General features: G+C 70.1%; 14 protein-coding genes. 7 read left to right on the top strand and 7 right to left on the bottom strand.

Annotated elements, in window-relative coordinates:
• Positions 1–44 precede the first annotated feature (44 nt).
• Positions 45–1,163 carry a hypothetical protein gene (locus ACIBO2_RS38075; RefSeq protein WP_358534915.1) on the top strand — a complete coding sequence of 373 codons (1,119 nt, stop codon included), beginning with the start codon at positions 45–47 and terminating at the stop codon, positions 1,161–1,163.
• On the opposite strand, the gene ACIBO2_RS38070 is transcribed toward ACIBO2_RS38075, so the two are convergent.
• Positions 1,164–2,591: an aldehyde dehydrogenase family protein gene (locus ACIBO2_RS38070; RefSeq protein WP_358534913.1), complete on the bottom strand. Its 1,428-nt coding sequence runs from the start codon at positions 2,589–2,591 to the stop codon at positions 1,164–1,166. It abuts the gene before it with no gap.
• A gap of 232 nt (positions 2,592–2,823) precedes the next feature.
• Between ACIBO2_RS38070 and ACIBO2_RS38065 the strand changes: the two genes are divergently transcribed.
• The gene (locus ACIBO2_RS38065; RefSeq protein ID WP_357946438.1) at positions 2,824–3,456 is read left to right on the top strand and encodes a TetR/AcrR family transcriptional regulator; all 633 of its coding nucleotides are present in this window, start codon (positions 2,824–2,826) and stop codon (positions 3,454–3,456) included.
• Here the strand turns inward: ACIBO2_RS38065 and ACIBO2_RS38060 are convergent.
• A complete protein-coding gene (locus ACIBO2_RS38060; RefSeq protein WP_397303306.1) occupies positions 3,407–4,972 on the bottom strand; it encodes a PucR family transcriptional regulator in 1,566 nt (521 codons plus the stop codon). The two genes, ACIBO2_RS38065 and ACIBO2_RS38060, sit on opposite strands and share 50 nt — an antisense overlap.
• A gap of 89 nt (positions 4,973–5,061) precedes the next feature.
• Here ACIBO2_RS38060 and gabT point away from each other — a divergent pair, with 89 nt between their 5' ends.
• On the top strand, positions 5,062–6,390 hold the full coding sequence (gene gabT, locus ACIBO2_RS38055) for a 4-aminobutyrate--2-oxoglutarate transaminase (RefSeq protein ID WP_397303304.1): 1,329 nt from the start codon (positions 5,062–5,064) through the stop codon (positions 6,388–6,390).
• 231 nt (positions 6,391–6,621) lie between these two features.
• Positions 6,622–6,798: a hypothetical protein gene (locus tag ACIBO2_RS38050; protein WP_358534906.1), complete on the top strand. Its 177-nt coding sequence runs from the start codon at positions 6,622–6,624 to the stop codon at positions 6,796–6,798.
• A 63-nt stretch (positions 6,799–6,861) separates the two neighbouring features.
• On the opposite strand, the gene ACIBO2_RS38045 is transcribed toward ACIBO2_RS38050, so the two are convergent.
• The 4 genes from ACIBO2_RS38045 to ACIBO2_RS38030 form a co-directional block, all read right to left on the bottom strand.
• Positions 6,862–8,070, bottom strand: coding sequence for a saccharopine dehydrogenase family protein (locus ACIBO2_RS38045; protein WP_397303301.1), 1,209 nt, complete (start codon positions 8,068–8,070; stop codon positions 6,862–6,864).
• Positions 8,071–8,239: 169 nt separating this feature from the next.
• Positions 8,240–9,358 carry an extracellular solute-binding protein gene (locus tag ACIBO2_RS38040; RefSeq protein ID WP_358534902.1) on the bottom strand — a complete coding sequence of 373 codons (1,119 nt, stop codon included), beginning with the start codon at positions 9,356–9,358 and terminating at the stop codon, positions 8,240–8,242.
• Between the two features lie 84 nt (positions 9,359–9,442).
• Positions 9,443–10,948 carry a CoA-acylating methylmalonate-semialdehyde dehydrogenase gene (locus ACIBO2_RS38035; RefSeq protein WP_397303296.1) on the bottom strand — a complete coding sequence of 502 codons (1,506 nt, stop codon included), beginning with the start codon at positions 10,946–10,948 and terminating at the stop codon, positions 9,443–9,445.
• Positions 10,945–12,225, bottom strand: a complete 1,281-nt coding sequence (locus ACIBO2_RS38030) for an aspartate aminotransferase family protein (RefSeq protein WP_357946421.1) — start codon at positions 12,223–12,225, stop codon at positions 10,945–10,947. Before ACIBO2_RS38030 ends, ACIBO2_RS38035 begins: the two co-directional genes overlap by 4 nt.
• A 198-nt stretch (positions 12,226–12,423) precedes the next feature.
• Here ACIBO2_RS38030 and ACIBO2_RS38025 point away from each other — a divergent pair, with 198 nt between their 5' ends.
• From ACIBO2_RS38025 to ACIBO2_RS38015, 3 genes are all read left to right on the top strand, one after another.
• Positions 12,424–13,050, top strand: a complete 627-nt coding sequence (locus tag ACIBO2_RS38025) for an RNA polymerase sigma factor (protein ID WP_397303293.1) — start codon at positions 12,424–12,426, stop codon at positions 13,048–13,050.
• Complete coding sequence (locus tag ACIBO2_RS38020; RefSeq protein WP_397303290.1) at positions 13,043–14,044, top strand: CU044_5270 family protein; 1,002 nt, start codon at positions 13,043–13,045, stop codon at positions 14,042–14,044. The genes ACIBO2_RS38025 and ACIBO2_RS38020 overlap by 8 nt, the downstream gene beginning before the upstream one ends.
• A 148-nt stretch (positions 14,045–14,192) precedes the next feature.
• On the top strand, positions 14,193–14,891 hold the full coding sequence (locus ACIBO2_RS38015; RefSeq protein ID WP_358534894.1) for an alternative oxidase: 699 nt from the start codon (positions 14,193–14,195) through the stop codon (positions 14,889–14,891).
• Here the strand turns inward: ACIBO2_RS38015 and ACIBO2_RS38010 are convergent.
• Positions 14,888–16,345 carry an MFS transporter gene (locus ACIBO2_RS38010; protein WP_358534892.1) on the bottom strand — a complete coding sequence of 486 codons (1,458 nt, stop codon included), beginning with the start codon at positions 16,343–16,345 and terminating at the stop codon, positions 14,888–14,890. The genes ACIBO2_RS38015 and ACIBO2_RS38010 overlap by 4 nt on opposite strands.
• Between the last annotated feature and the right edge of the window lie 46 nt (positions 16,346–16,391).

Here is a 16,391-nt window from a genome sequence, read left to right as displayed (position 1 = left end):
AAAGTAGTCACAAGAACACATCTTGTGGTGCACACTCGGGGGTCATGAGCCTGAGCACCCCCTTGCTGACAGCCGTACCGCTCGTCACGGGGCTGATGGGCCCCGCACTCATCGGCGCCATGCCCGTCCAGCACCATGACCCCGCCCATCGCGTCGCCAAGCAGGTCGTGCACACGGCCAAGCGGACGGAGGTGGTCGAGCACGTGGCCGCCCGCAGCCCCGCCGAGCAGCGGCGCGTGCTCGACTACTGGACACCGGCCCGGATGGCCGACGCCCTGCCGATCGACATGCTCGGCATCGTGACCAAGCGTGACGGCCTGCTGGGCGGCCTCGCCAAGAAGACCGGGATCGCCGCCGCACCCGGCTTGACCGGCGAGAAAGTGACCGGTGAGAAAGTGACCGGCGAGAAGGTGACCCGCGAGAGCGAGAAGGCCAGGATCCCCGTCCCCCGCTTCCAGTCGGCCCGGCCCCTGACCACCACGTCCGGCTCCCGCTGGCTGACCGGCGGCGCGGTGACCCGCACCACCGGCCGCGTCTTCCTGACCGTCAGCGGCATCGACTTCGTGTGCTCCGCGAGCACGGTCAAGAGCGCGAGCAGGGACCTCGTGGTCACGGCCGGCCACTGCGTCAAGGACGGCACCGGCGAGTGGGCGGCCAACTGGCAGTTCGTGCCCGGCTACCGCGACGGCGGCGGCCACCCCTACGGCCAGTACGCCGCCCGCCGCATGTTCGTCACCGGCCCGTGGGCACACTCCGCCGACGACAGCTACGACGTGGGCATGGTGGCCCTGACGACCGCGGAGAGCCGGCACGTCACCGACGTGGTCGGCGGCCAGCAGATCGCCTTCAACGGCCCGCGCGGCGGCCAGACGTTCGGCTTCGGCTTCCCGGCCGACCCGCCCTACGACGGCGAGCACCTGGTCTACTGCGCGGGCCGTCTGCACGGCGACCCCTACAAGCAGACCCGCGACCAGGGCCTGGGCTGCGACATGACGGCGGGCTCCAGCGGCGGCCCGTGGCTGTCCGGCTTCGACCCCGCCACGGGCACCGGCGAGATCACGTCGCTGAGCAGCTTCAAGTACAGCGACGACCAGCGCACCATGTACGGCCCGTACTTCGGCGACGCCGCCAAGGCCCTGTTCGACACGGCCCAGCGGGCATAGCTAGAGCGACAGGCCGGTCAGCACCATGACCTTCTCATAGGTGTAGTCCGTCATCGCCGAGTGCAGGCCCTCGCGGCCGACGCCGGAGTCCTTCACGCCGCCGTAGGGCATCTGGTCGGCCCGGTACGACGGCACGTCACCGATGATCACGCCACCCACCTCCAGTTCCCGGTTGGCCCGGAAGGCCGCGTCCAGCGACCGCGTGAACACCCCGGCCTGCAGGCCGTACCTGGAGTCGTTGACCATCGCGTACGCCTCGTCGATGTTCGCGGCCGGCTGCAGCACCATCACCGGCCCGAAGACCTCCTCGCGCAGGACCTTGGCGTCGCCGGGCACGTCGGCCAGGACGGTGGGCGCGTACGTGGCGCCCTCGCGGGTGCCGCCCGCGAGCACGCGGGCGCCCCCGTCGACCGCCTCCTGGACCCACTGCTCGACACGTTCGGCGGCGTGGACCGAGACCAGCGGTCCGACCTGCGTCTTCTCGTCGGCCGGATCGCCGGTGACGAGTCCGCCGACGGCCGGGAGCAGGCGCTCGACGAAGGCGTCGTAGACGGGCCGCTCGACGATCACCCGCTGCACGGCGATGCAGCTCTGACCGGCCTGGTAGTTGGAGAACAGGGCGACGCGCTGGGCCGCCCAGTCGAGGTCGGCGTCGCTCAGCACGACGGCCGCGGCGTTGCCGCCGAGTTCGAGCGTCACGTGCTTGCGCGGGATCTGGTCGGCGATCGCGTAGCCGACCGGCGCGGAGCCGGTGAACGACACCACCGGCAGCCTGGGGTCCGCCACCAGGACGGAGGCACGCTCGTTCTCGACCGGCAGCACGGAGAACATCCCGGCCGGCAGGTCGGTCTCGGCCAGGAGCTCGCCGAGCAGGAGCGAGGTGAGCGGCGTGGCGGGCGCCGGCTTGACGATGATGGGCGCGCCGACGGCGATGGCGGGCGCGACCTTGTGGGCGACCAGGTTCAGCGGGAAGTTGAACGGCGTGATCGCGAGCACCGGCCCGTACGGCAGACGGGAGACGTACGCCAGGCGCCCGGCGGCGGCGGGCTCGGTGTCGAGCCGCTGCACACCGCCCGACCAGCGGCGGGTCTCCTCGGCGGCGAAGCGGAAGGTGGCGATCGCGCGGGTGACCTCGCCCCGGGCCCAGAAGATCGGCTTGCCGTTCTCAGCGGTGATCAGGTGGGCGATCTCGTCGGCCCGCTCCGCGATGCGGCGCGAGAGGTGGGCCAGCGCCTCGGCACGTACGTGCGCGGGGAGCGCGGCGGCCTGCCCGGCGACCGCGTGAGCGGCCGCGACGGCCTCCTCGACCTGGGCGTCGGTCGGCACGGAATAGCGGCCGACGTCGCGACCGTCGTGGGGATTGGTCACGGTGAGCTGGGAGTCGCCGGTGGCTGGCCGGCCCGCGAGCCAGAAGGTACGCACGTCCATGTTCTCGACGTTATGCCAGGGCGACGATCGGGGACGTACACCACCGTGCACAAGACCCCCACCAGACCTCACCGTTAAGTACAACCTCCCTTGCCTACCCAGGATGTAACAGAAGTAGACCTAATTCGGGATGTTTACCATGCAGGGCGGTTTGAACTTTCTCCCGGCTGGCTAAGTCATCGTGTGCGGGTCCTCAGCGCGGCGGGCCCCCGACGCAGAAAGGCGTGGCCCCATGACCTCCTCGGCGCCTCTCGGGCTCCAAGGCGCCTACTTGCTCGGTGAGCGGGCCACCCATGACGAACTGCGTTCCCGGCTTCTCGACGTCGCGGTCAACCTGCTGCTCAGCGACGGCCCCGAGAGCTTGACCATGCGCAGGATCGCCACGGAGGCCGGCTGCACGACGACCGTCATCTACACGATGTTCGGCAACAGGGAAGGGCTGGCGGAGGCCCTCTACCTAGAGGGATTCGAGCGCTTCCGCCGCTTTCTGGACGCGGTCCCGCAGCGGCGGGACGCACTCGAGAACCTCACCGCGCTCGGCCCCGCCTACCGTCAAGCGTGTCTGGCCGAGCCCGGCTACTACAGCTTGATGTTCGAGCGGGCGATCCCCGGTTTCGAACCCAGCGAGCGGGCCAGGACATTGGCCCGCGCGGCGCTCAACATCCTCGACCGGGTGATCGCCGACTGCATCTCCGCCGGATACCTCGTCCCGACCCAGCCCCGCAAGATCGCCGACGCGCTGTGGGCCGCCGCCCAGGGCGCGATCAGCCTGGAGCGGGCCGGTCACCTGCGTGACGGCCGCACCTACGAGGCGGTCACGACGGCGACGATCTGCTGCTACCTGGTGGACAGGCAGAAGAAGTAGCCGCCAGCGCGATCCAGAGCTCGGCACGCACTCCGGGATCGTCCAGGTCCCTGCCCAGCAGTTCAGTGACCCGCTTCATGCGGTAGCGGAGCGTGTGGCGGTGGATGCCGAGCCGCTGGGCCGCCGCGTCCCAGTGACCGTTGCTGCCGATGTAGGCGCGCAGCGACTCGATCAGGTCGGCCCGCGAGCCGTACCTGGTGAGGGGCGCGAGCAGCGCCGCCGCGAACGCCTGGGCGGCGGCGGGGTCGAGCAGGGTCAGCAGGCCCTGGCCGGCAAGGTCGGCGAACCTGACGAGGCCGTCACGGCCGCTCTCGAATGCCCGCCGGGCCTGGTCGAGCGCGCCGGGCAGCTCACCGTACGCGCTGGGCGCGCTCATCCCGACGGTCCCCTCGGCGAGCGCGGCCACCTTCTCGGCCTCCGCAGCGGCCACGAGCACCACGACCAGCGACCCAAGAGAGGCGGCATCAGGCAGGCGGGCGGCTTCGGGGACGCGGACGGCTTCAGGGAGGCGGGCTGTGAAGGCGTGCGGCTCCACCGCGTCGAGCGCGTCGCCCGCCACCGCCAGCACGACCACCGGCTCCTCCGGCAGCCGCCCACCGAGCGGCGCCAGCACCGCGCGCGCCCGCTCCACACAGGCCGCCCCCGCGCGCCCCTCCCCCTTCCCCCCGTCCAGCAGGAGCCCCAGTACGGCCGAGCGCACCCGGCGCTCGGCCTCCCGCTGCGCGCCGCCCTGCTCGACGGCCAGCGTGAGCAGCGATCCGGCCGCGTTGATGACCGTCTGCGTGACGGGCGAGAACGCCCGGGACGCCCCGACCACGAAGAACCCGCGCGGCCTCGGCCCCCCGCCCAGCGGCCGCAGGACGACGTGCTCGTCCGGCCCGGACAGCGCCAGGCTCGCGGGCGGCCGCCCGTTGGCCCCGCCGCCCCGCCAGACACCGTGCTCGCCGCGCAGCCGGGCCAGTTCGCGGGCCGCCGCCTCGGCCTTGGCGGCGCGGGTGGCGTGGCGTACCTCGCCGTGCTCGTCCAGCAGCGCGGCCCAGCCGCCGACCTCCTTGGCCAGCCGGTCGATGACCGCGTACGGGCCCTCGGTCCGCAGGGCGGCCCGCGTGAGGCGGCCCTGGGCGGCGAAGGCGCGGGTGATCTCGTCGTACTGCTCGGCGGCGAGCAGGTCGCTGACCGCCTTGCCGACCTCGATGAACGGCGTCTCGCGCGGCACCTCCAGCAGCGGCAGCCCGGCCTCGGTGGCCGCCGCCAGCAGGGCGGGCGGCACCTCTTCGTGCGAGAGCCCGACGCCGAGGGCGAGCCCGGCCACGCCACGTGTCACGAGGCGGGCGACATATTGCGTAAAGTCGCCTTCCAGCCGCATACCCGTGGTCAGGAGAAGCTCGTCGCCCTCCAAGTAGGGCGTGGGATCCTCCAGCTCGCTGACGGCCACCCAGCGCACGACCGAGTCCAAGGTGCCGACCAGCGGCCGCAGCCCGGTCCGTCGCACCACGGTCCGCAGCGAAGGCGCCATACGAGTTGTCCATTCCGGCAAAGACGGGCACTCCAGTGTGACATATCGACGCATCGGACCAGGTGAGCGCCCGGCGTAGCGTCGGGCACATGAGCATTCCGCAGGAGCGTCGTCTCGTCACCGCGATCCCAGGCCCGAAATCGCAGGAGTTGCTGGCCCGCAAGCAGGCCGCCGTGCCCCCGGGCATCGGCACCGCGCTGCCGGTCTTCGTGACGCGCGCCGGCGGCGGCGTCGTCCAGGACGCCGACGGCAACTCGCTGATCGACTTCGGCTCCGGCATCGCCGTGACCAGCGTCGGCAACGCCGCACCCAAGGTGGTCGAGCGGGTCCAGGAGCAGGTCGCCGACTTCACCCACACCTGTTTCATGGTCACCCCGTACGAGTCGTACGTGGAGGTCTGCGAGAAGCTCAACGAGCTGACCCCCGGCGACCACGAGAAGCGCACGGTCCTGCTGAACACCGGCGCCGAGGCCGTCGAGAACGCCGTCAAGATCGCCAGGCACGCCACGGGCCGCCCGGCGGTCGTCGTGTTCGACCACGGCTACCACGGCCGCACGCTGCTGACCATGACGCTGACCGCCAAGAACCTGCCCTACAAGCAGGGCTTCGGCCCGTTCGCGCCGGAGGTGTACCGGGTGCCGCTGGCCTACCCGTTCCGCTGGCCGACGGGCCCGGACAACTGCGCGGAGGAGGCCGCCGCGCAGGCCATCGACATGATCAGCAAGCAGATCGGCGCCGAGAACGTCGCCGCCGTGGTGATCGAGCCGATCGCCGGCGAAGGCGGGTTCATCGAGCCGGCCAAGGGCTTCCTGCCGAGGATCGCCGAGTTCTGCCGGGACAACGGCATCGTGTTCGTCGCCGACGAGGTGCAGACCGGCTTCGCCCGTACCGGGCAGATGTTCGCCTGCGAGGACGAGGGCATCGTGCCCGACCTCATCACCACCGCCAAGGGCATCGCGGGCGGCCTCCCGCTCGCCGCCGTCACCGGCCGCGCGGAGATCATGGACAAGGTGCACTCCGGCGGCCTGGGCGGCACGTACGGCGGCAACCCGGTCGCCTGCGCCGCCGCGCTGGGCGTGCTGGAGACCATCGCCGAGGAGGACCTGGTCGCCAAGGCCCGCCGCATCGGCGAGATCATGCTCCCCCGCCTCCACGCGCTGCGCGAGCGCTTCGACGTGATCGGCGACGTGCGCGGCCGCGGCGCGATGATCGCCGTCGAGCTGGTCCAGCCGGGCACGAAGGAGCCGAACCCGGCCGCGCTCGCCGAGGTCGTCCGGCGCTGCCACGCGGAGGGCCTGTTGGTGCTCACCGCGGGCACGTACGGCAACGTGCTGCGCTTCCTGCCGCCGCTGGTCATGCCCGAGCACCTGCTTGAGGAGGGTCTCGGCATCCTGGAGAAAGCTTTCGCTGAACTGTAGGAAACGCGCGAAACGGGCATCCAGCTTGTGGCTGGATGCCCGTTTTTGTAGGTGTAAGGCGTGTGAGCCGGGTAGAGAATTCACCCGGGCTTGACGCTGCCCTAGACGATCAGGAGCGCGCCCGGGCTTATAACGGATCCGGTATACGAGTGGCCTACCGCTGCTGGGAGCATGATGAACTGGGGTCCGACAGGAACGGCACAGAGAATGTTGACGTTCGACCCTGATGGTTTGAGCCGGGCACAGCTCGAGGGCGAAGCCTGCGTGGTCTGCCACAAGAGGTGGCCCAGGCCGCGCGTCCGCGTCGGGCGCTTCCCCGACGACTCTCCCGTGCTGGCCTGCGCCGACTGCGCCGAAGCGCTCATCCCGGCGCCGATGGCCACGGTGGTCGCCTTCCCCGCGCGCTAAAGCCCTCCCGCGCGCTTGAGCCTTTCCGCGCTCTAGAGCCTTCCCCGCGCGCCAGAGGCGGCGTCAGGCGGCCGCCTCGCGGATCCGCCAGGGTGAGCCGTACTCGGTCAGCAGGTCGAGGAACGGCACCGCGTCGAACGCCTCCGGCCCCAGCACGCCCGTGCCCTTCCAGGCACCGCGAGCCAGCAGCTCCAGCGCGACCACGGGGTGGACGGCGGTCTGCCAGACGACGGCCTGCGAGCCGTACTCGCGCATCGACCAGGCGTTGTCGACCACGTGATAGAGGTACACCTCGCGGGGCTCGCCGTCCTTGCCGGTGCCCTTCACCCAGGTGCCCGCGCACGTCTTGCCGTGCATCCGGTCACCGAGGGTCGCCGGGTCGGGCAGGCTCGCCGCCACCAGGTCACGCGGCGCCACGTCGGCACCGCCCACCCTGATCTTGTCCGCGCTGTCCAGCCCGAGCTTGCGCAGCGTCTTGAGCACGCCGATGAACTCCTCGCCGAGGCCGTACTTGAACGTCACCCGCTTCGCCGGGATCCAGCGGGGCACGAGCAGCACCTCCTCGTGCTCGACGTTCACGCACTCCACGGGACCGATGCCCTCGGGGAAGTCGAACACCTCGGGCTCGCTGAACGGCTCGGTCGTGTGCCACCGCCCGTCCTCCCAGACGACGGGCGGGTTGAGACACTCCTCGATCGTCGTCCAGATGGAGAAGGTCGGCGCGAAGTCGTAGCCGTCCACGACCAGGTTCGAGCCGTCCCTGACGCCGATCTCGTCGATGCCGTCGAACAGGTGGTCGGCGGCGTAGCGGGCGAACACATCGGCCAGCCCCGGCTCCACCCCCATCCCGACGAGCGCGAGCCGGTCCCGCGCCCGCCACTCCTCGTCGCGCGCGAACTGCTCGTCGCCCAGCTTCACCCCCGGCATCTCGTACGGCCGGCTGGAGTGCGGCCTGGACAGCGACATCGCCATGTCCAGGTAGTCCGCCCCGGCCGCCAGCGCCGCCTCGAACAGCGGCATCGTGAACCGCGGATCGACGGCGTTGAAGAGCACATCGCACCGGTGCTCCCGGAGCGCCGCCTCCACCGCCGCCCGATCGGCGGCGTCGAGGCTGATCGCGCTGAACCGCGGATCGTCCACGCCGGCGACGGCTCGCGCCGCCCGGCTCTGTTGGGAGTCGGCGACCACGATGTGTTCGAAGAAATCTCGGCGCGCGGCGATGGGCACGACAGCGGAGCCGACGCCGCCGGCGCCGACCAGAAGGATTCTCATGAGCAGAACATACTCACTGACTGGTCATTCAGTCGAATTTTCGGCCAGTCCTCCGGAAAAGCGAGACGCCCCGGAGCGGGGGGAGGCCCGGGGCGTCTCTGCAGGCACGGCCCAGCGGGGGGACGGGGCGAGCCTGCGGCAAAGGTCATGTGGGTAAAGCAGCCCCCGCTCAATTCACCAGTGTGCCCCACTGTTTGGTCCAGGTGTCGTAATCAGTGCATTCCCCATCAGAACCCCGGCAACCCCCCGGCGGCCGAGCGGCGAAGGCGACCCGGTCGAGCCACTTCGGCTTGTCGGCCCCGTACGCGTCGCACATCTGCTTGGCCCGCCCTTTGCACGCCTTGGGGTTGGCCGGCGCCAGACCGACCCAGGCGGCCGCGTCACGCTGGGCCGACGGCGCCGCCATCCAGCTCAGCCAGCGGTAGGCGCAGTCGGTGTTGGGGATGTTCGCGCCGAGCATCCAGGAGTCGAGCCAGCCGGTCGTCTTGCGCGCGCTGACCGCCTTGATCGGCTTGCCGGCCTTCTGCAGGAGCAGGCGATAGTACGGCGTGGCCTGGGCGTAGTCGAGCGAGCCCGTGGCGAAGCCCTTGACCAGGTCGAGCGGGTTCTTCCAGTAGGTGCGGCCCTTGTGCTCGCCCAGCAGCGCCATCGCCCGGTCCAGCTGGCTCTTGGTCAGCTCGAAGGGGTCGTCCACGCTACCGTCGGTGAGCGCCGCGTCGGCGATGGTCAGCGGGCCTTCCTTGAGCGAGACCCGGTCGGACTGGAAGACCTGCTTGAGGCCGCCGTCCTTTACCTTGGTCGAGTCGTAGAGGAACTCGTGGAACCCCCACAGATAGGGCACGCCGTAGACCTTGCCCGACACCTTGGTCATGTCGCGAAAGCGCTTGGTCAGGTCGTCGTAACCGGTGACCTTGGCCGGCTCGATGGGCTGCACCTGCTTGGCCTCGATCATCGAGGCGGCCAGCACCGGGCCCGCCGAGATCACGTCGTATGAACGCTGGTCGACGGCCCTCTTCATGTCGTCGGCGGTCTGCACGGTGTCGAGGCGGGCGATGCGGCAGCCGGTCGTCTTCTCGAAGTCGCCCACCCAGTTGACCCTGGGGCTGGTGCCGCCGTATTCGGCGTAGCCGCGGTAGGTGAGGATCTGCAGCGTGCCGTCGCCCTGCGTCGGACTCGCCGACGGGGTGGGGGTCGGGGACGGGGTCTTCTTCGGCGATGGGACCGCCGCCCCCATGCTGGCGATCAGAGCCGTCATGGCCAGCGCCATCGCAGGTATGCGGCGATCCACGTTCCTCCCTCGTCCGTGTGCGGGAGTCTATCGGGCACACGACGGGGAGGGACGCCTGGCGCGTCCCTCCCCGGTGGAGATCGCTCACCCGTTGGTGGGGAAGCCCAGGTTCACGCCGCCGTGCGACGGGTCGAGCCAGCGCGAGGTGACGACCTTGCCGCGGGTGTAGAAGTGGACGCCCTCGGTGCCGTGGACGTGCGTGTCACCGAACAGCGACGCCTTCCAGCCGCCGAAGCTGTAGAACGCCATCGGCACCGGGATCGGCACGTTGATGCCGATCATGCCGACCTCGACCTCGTTCTGGAAGCGCCGGGCCGCGCCGCCGTCGTTGGTGAAGATCGCGGTACCGTTGCCGTAGGCGCCGCCGTTGATGAGCCGCAGGCCCTCCTCGTACGAGCCGACGCGGACGATCGTCAGGACCGGGCCGAAGATCTCCTCGGTGTGCACCCGCGAGCCGGCCGGCACGTGGTCGAGCACGGTCGGGCCGAGCCAGAAGCCGGGCGTCTCCGACGCCTTGCCGCCGCCTTCGACACGCGTGTCCCGGCCGTCCACGACCAGCTTGGCGCCCTCCTCGACACCCAGGTCGAGGTAGGAGGCGACCTTGTCGCGGTGCGCCTCGGTGACCAGCGGCCCCATCTCGGACCTGGGGTCGGAGCCGGGGCCGATCACCAGCTTGTCGACGCGCTCGACGATCTTCTGGACGAGCTCGTCGCCCACCGGGTCGACGGCGAGCACGACGGAGATCGCCATGCACCGCTCGCCGGCCGAGCCGAAGCCCGCCGACACGGCCGAGTCGGCGACCAGGTCGAGGTCGGCGTCGGGCAGCACGAGCATGTGGTTCTTGGCCCCGCCGAGCGCCTGCACCCGCTTGCCGTGGCTGGTGCCGCTCTCGTAGACGTACTTGGCGATGGGGGTCGAGCCGACGAAGGAGACGCCGCGCACGTCGGGGTGCTCCAGCAGCCGATCGACGGCGACCTTGTCCCCCTGGATGACGTTGAAGACGCCGTCGGGCAGCCCGGCCTCCTGCCAGAGCCGCGCCATGAGCAGCGACGCGGACGGGTCCTTCTCCGACGGCTTGAGCACGAAGGCGTTACCGCAGGCGATCGCGATCGGGTACATCCACATCGGCACCATGGCCGGGAAGTTGAACGGCGTGATGCCGGCCACCACCCCGAGCGGCTGGCGCAGCGAATAGGAGTCGACCCGGGTCGAGACGCCCTCGGAGAAGCCGCCCTTGAGCAGGTGCGGGATCCCGCAGGCGAACTCCACGACCTCCAAGCCGCGGGCGACCTCGCCGAGCGCGTCGGAGTGCACCTTTCCGTGCTCGGCCGAGATGAGCGCGGCCAATTCGTCGCGGTGGGCGTACATCAGCTCGCGGAAGCGGAACAGCACCTGCGCCCGCTTGGTCAGCGAGGCGTCCCGCCAGGCGGGGAAGGCCGCCACGGCGGCGGCCACGGCCGCGTCGACGTCGGCCGCCGAGGCCAGCGCGACGTGCCCGCCGACCTCGCCGGTCGACGGGTCGAAGATCTCCTGGGTACGGCTGTCGCCGTCCGCCAGAGCTCCGTTGATCCAGTGCTTGACGAACTTCACTGCGTCGCTGCCTCTGCGTTGATGACTTCCAGTGCGTGAACAATGATGCTCAAGCCCTCAGCGGCCTCGTCCACCGTGAGGGTGAGCGGCGGGGCCATGCGGATGGCGGTGCCGTACAGGCCGCCCTTGCCCGCGAGCAGCCCCGACTTCTTGGTCTCCTCCATGAACCGCGCGGCCTGCGCGGGGCTCTCCAGCTCGACGGCGAACATCAGGCCCTTGCCGCGCACGGCCTTGATGATCGGCAGCCGCTCGGCCGCCGCGCGCAGGCCATCGGCGATGATCTTGCCGGTCCTGGCGGCGTTGGCCTGGAGGTCGTGGTCGAGCACGTAATCGAGCGTGGCGTTGGCGGCGGCCATGGAGATCGGGTTGCCGCCGAACGTGGCCAGGCCCACCGCGGGCAGGCTGTCCATCAGGTCACCGCGGGCCACGACGCCGCCGACCGCGAACCCGTTGCCCAGGCCCTTGGCGAAGGTCATCATGTCGGGCGTCACGCCGTGGTTCTGGATGCCGAAGAACGCGCTGCCGGTACGCCCCCAGCCCGTCTGCACCTCGTCGGAGATGAACAGGATGCCCTGCTCGTCCAGGACCTCCTTGTAGGCGGCGAACAGCCCGTCGGGGGCCATCGTGAACCCGCCCACCCCCTGGATGGGCTCGGCGATCAGCGCCGCCACGTCGTTGGAGACGGCCGTGGCAAGCACGTGGCGCAGGTCGTCGACGCAGGCCGCGATGTAGTCGGCGTCCGACAGCCCCTTGAACTGGGTCAGATGCCGGTCGGCGCCGTGCAGGAAGTGCACGTTCAGCGGGGAGAGCGAGTTGTTCTTCCACGTCCGGTTGGAGGTGACGCTGATCGCGCCAAAGCTGCGGCCGTGGTAGCTCTGCCGCATGGCGAGCACCTGGTCGCTCTTGCGCGCGTAGGTGGCCAGCAGCAGCGCGGTCTCGTTCGCCTCGGTGCCGGAGTTGGTGAAGAAGACCTTGGCATCGGGGATGCCGGAGAGCCTGGCGATCTTCTCCGCCAGCTCGATCTGGCCGCGCAGCAGGTAGACCGTACTGGTGTGGACGACTCCCGTGGCGAGCTGACGCTCGACGGCCTCGCGCACCTCGGGCACGTCGTACCCGATCATGTTGGTGAGGATGCCGGCGAAGAAGTCGAGGTAGCTCTTGCCATCGGCGTCGACGACGCGATTGCCCTTGCCACTGACGATCTCGATCGGCTCGTTGTAGTTGAGTGCCACCCAGTTGGGGATCACTGCCCGGTGGCGGGCGAGAAGCTCCGACATGCTTCGAGTATCCCGGCTCGTCATCGCCACACCCACCTCCAACATGTCCACACGACACCAAATCCCCTTACATGATGTCACGCGGACTCCTGCACGAACTTCGACCATATGTCAGGACATAAGGACTTACAACTCCCGAGAACTCAAATCCCGCCATCGGGTGAAAGGGGCTGACAGTATCGGCGACAGGAGTACCGGGTGGTTGTGGAAACAGAGTCGGCCGAGGGCGCCGGCGGAGCGTTGAGCGGCATGGACGACGCCGAGGTGATCCGGCGCTCCCACAGCGACCCGGGCGCTTTCGCCGCGCTGTTCGACCGGCACGCGCCCGCCTTACATCGCTACGTCACCCGCCGCCTGGGGGACTCGCTGGCCGACGACATCGTCGCGGAGACGTTCCTGGCCGCGTTCAGGCGGCGCGAACACTACGACCCTGGGCGCGCGGACGCCCGCCCCTGGCTGTACGGCATGGCCGCCAACCTCATCGGCCACCACCGCCGCCGCGAGGTCAGGTCCTACCTGGCACTGGCCAGGACCGGGATCGACGAGGTGGCGGAGGGCTACACGGACCGGGTGGAGGCCCGCGTGTCGGCCTCGGCCGTGCACCGGGAGCTGGCCGAGGCGCTGGCCGCGCTCTCCGCCGACGACCGGGAGGTGCTCCTGCTGGTCGCCTGGGCGCAGCTCAGCTACGAGGAGGTCGCCACGGCGCTCGACATCCCCCTCGGAACCGTCCGCTCCCGGCTGCACCGGGCCAGGAAACGCACCCGCGCCGCGCTGGGCGGCGTCGACCCCACCGCGATCACCGACGAGGAGGCCGACCGTGGATGACCTGAACCTGCTCCAGGGGCTACGCGCGGACGCGCCGGAGCCTGACGCGGCCCGGCTCGCCGCTCTGCGCGACCGGCTCACCTCGGCCACGGCCGCGACAGTCACGCCTCCAGAGCGGCGACGGCTGTGGCAGCCTCTCGCCAAGCGCGTGCTGCTCGCCGGGACCGTGGCGGCCGGGCTGGCGGTCGCGCTGCCGTTCACCAGACCCGCGGACCAGACCCGTCCCGTACCCGCGGTGCACACCACCCGACCGGGCAGCGTCCAACTCCTGGAGGAGGCGGCCCTGGTCGCCGAGCGGCGGCCCTTCCGGAAGCCGCGGCCCGACCAGTGGGTCTACACCAAGACCAAGGACGTCCAACCCGTCAACGGCAAGACCACGATCAGCGAGCAGTGGATGAGGTTCGACGGCAGGGGGGCCGCCTTGATCGGCGAGGACGGCGAGTTGCAGGTCAGCGACCTCCCGCAACTCGACCCGGGCGACGACGACCTGACGCCGCAGCAGTATTACGACAAGCTGGCGGCCCTGCCGACCGACCCCTACAAGCTGCTGGCCCACGTCGCAGGCGACAAGCACTGGCTCAAGCCGCTCATGGAGGACGGGGTGCCGATCCCGCGCGACCCCGTGCCCCGCGACGCCCAGGCATTCAGGGTGCTGACCCTCTATCTGGGTCAAGGGGCCATCATGCCGCCCAAGCTGGAGGCGACCATCTACCGGGCACTGGCGAAGATCCCCGCCGTCAAGGTGGAGGTGGGGGTCCTCGACGCGGACGACCGCCCCGGCATCGGCGTGTACTACGAGCCGAAGGGCCAGCAGATCACCACCCGCTACTTCGTGCTCGATCCCCAGACCTACCGCCTGCTCGGCCAGCGGACCGTCTGGAACCGTGACGAGTATCTCCTCGGCAACCCGAAGCCGAGCGCCCGCAAGGGGAGCGCTTGGCTGAGAGCCGATCTGGCCGGCGGAGTCGTGGACCGGCCGGGCCAGATCCCCTAGGGGATCTCCCGTCCCCCTGCGGGCGTACGACCGCCTTGATCGCTACGCCCGCGGGGGCACCACGATTGCCCACCGGAGGCCGACGACCGGCCACCCCCCGCTCCCCCACCATCGAGTCATCACCGAAGAAGACTCAGGGAGAGCGGACATGACCATCACCGTGGACCACCGGCCCGACGTGCACCCCGGCCCGCCGAAGCTCGACCGCGAGCAGTTGCTCCGCGCCGAGCGGGACACGCTCGACACCCCGCGCATGAAGTACAGCCTGCTGGCCAAGATGATGTTCAAGCCCGTCGACCTCATGTACGGCAAGCAGGGCTCGTTCACCAAGTTCGCCATGCTGGAGATCATCGCCCGCGTGCCGTACCAGGCGTGGGAGCGCATGGGCTACTGGGCCGTACACCGCCACGCGGGCCGCTCGGGCCTGGCCAGGCGGGTCTTCGAGCGCATCGTGGAGGCCCGCACCGATCAGGACAACGAGCAGTGGCACCTGCTGATCATGCAGGACCTCGTCCAGCGGCACGGGCTCAAGCAGAACTGGCTGCTGCACAAGGCGGCGCCGTGGCTGATCTCGTTCTTCTACTACCACGTGTCGTGGGTGCTGTTCCTGGTCCGGCCCGACTGGAGTTACCGGCTGAACGCGGAGTTCGAGGACCACGCCGAGCACGAGTACATGACGTTCGTGGCGGACAACCCCGGCCTGGACTTCGTCCCCGACCCGGGCACCTACGCCGCCGAGTACGGCCGCTACGGGTCGGTGGCCGACCTGCTGCGGCAGGTCGGCCACGACGAGCGGACGCACAAACTGGACAGCCTGGAGGCCATGCGTGAGCCTCGCATCCGCTAGACCGGGGCGGACTCGGTGGTGTCGGCGGTGACTGCGGGAGTGGCCGGCCGCAGCACCGCGAGGGCGAGCAGCGCGGCCGCCACGCAGAACCCGGCCCCGACCCAGGAGCCGAAGTGCATCGCGTCGGTGAAGGCCGCGCGGGCGGGCTCCACGATGCCCAGGTGGAAGGCGCCGCCGATCGACTCCCTGGCCGCCTCGGGCGCGTCGGCGGGCATCGCCGAGGTGAACACCCCGGCCAGCACGCTGCCCAGGATGGCGATGCTCATGGCCATGCCGACCTGCTGCACGGTGTCGTTCAGCGCGGAGCCGACCCCCGCGTGCTCCATGGGGATGGCCCCCATCAGCGACGCGTAGGCCGCGGGCCCGGCCAGGCCGCCACCGACGCCCATGATCAGCAGCGCGGTGAGCACCGCGACGTAGCCGGTGGTCGTGGCGAGCACCACGAAACCGCCGCTCATGACCACCAGCCCGGTGGAGATCAGCACCCGGTTGCTGGCCTTCTTGCCCAGTCCGGCGCCGACCACGTTGAAGACGGTCGCGGCGATGGCGTACGGCAGCAGCGCCAGACCGGCCTGCATGGGCCCGTAACCGAGCACGAACTGCAGATACTGCGTGAGCATCAGCATCACGGCGCCGGCCCCGAACGACATCAGCAGGATCGAGAACGACGCCCCGCTGAAGTTGCGGTTCCTGAACAGTTCGAGCGGCAGCATCGGGTGCTCCGAGCGCCGTTCCCAGATCACGAACGCGCCGAGCGCGACCACGGCGATGGCGATGCCGACCGGGTTCCACTCGCGCTCGATGATGACGTAGACGGCCGAGGTCAGGCCGACGATCGACAGCACCACGCCCACCGGGTCGATCTTCCGGCCCGCGCTGCGCGTCTCCGGCATCAGCGTCACGGCGGCGACGACCGCGACCAGGGCGATGGGGATGTTCAGCAGGAAGACCGAGCCCCACCAGTAGTGGTCGAGCAGGAAGCCGCCCAGCGTGGGGCCCGCGATCACCCCCACCATGGCGACGGCGCTCCACGCGGCCATGGCCTTGCGCCGCTCCTCCTCATCGAAGACGGTCATCAGGATGGACAGCGTCGAGGGCATCAGCAGCGACCCGCCGATGCCCATGAGGGCCCGCGACCCGATCACCTGCCACGGCTCGGACGACAGCACCGCCAGCAGCGACGCGCCGCCGAAGAACAGCAGGCCGATGATCAGGAACCGCCGGCGCCCGAACCGGTCGGACAGGCTGCCCGCGGTTAACAGCAGACCGGCGTATGCCAGCACGTAGGCGTCAATGATCCATTGGATGTCGCCGGGGCTCGCGCCCAGATCCTTGATCAGTTTGGGGATGGCCAGGTTGAGGACAGTGTTGTCGACGACCAGGACCAGGAGTGACAGACAGAGGACGCCGAGAATCCACCAACGACGGGGATCTCGCACAGTGTTCGATTCCACTCGCACACCGTACGACAAAACTCGTACAGTGTGCGAGTGGAATTAT

Source organism: Nonomuraea sp. NPDC050022 (assembly GCF_044460705.1).
Lineage (GTDB): Bacteria > Actinomycetota > Actinomycetes > Streptosporangiales > Streptosporangiaceae > Nonomuraea.
Note: the sequence above shows the minus strand (reverse complement) of the source record. Positions and strands in the feature narration are given on the sequence as shown.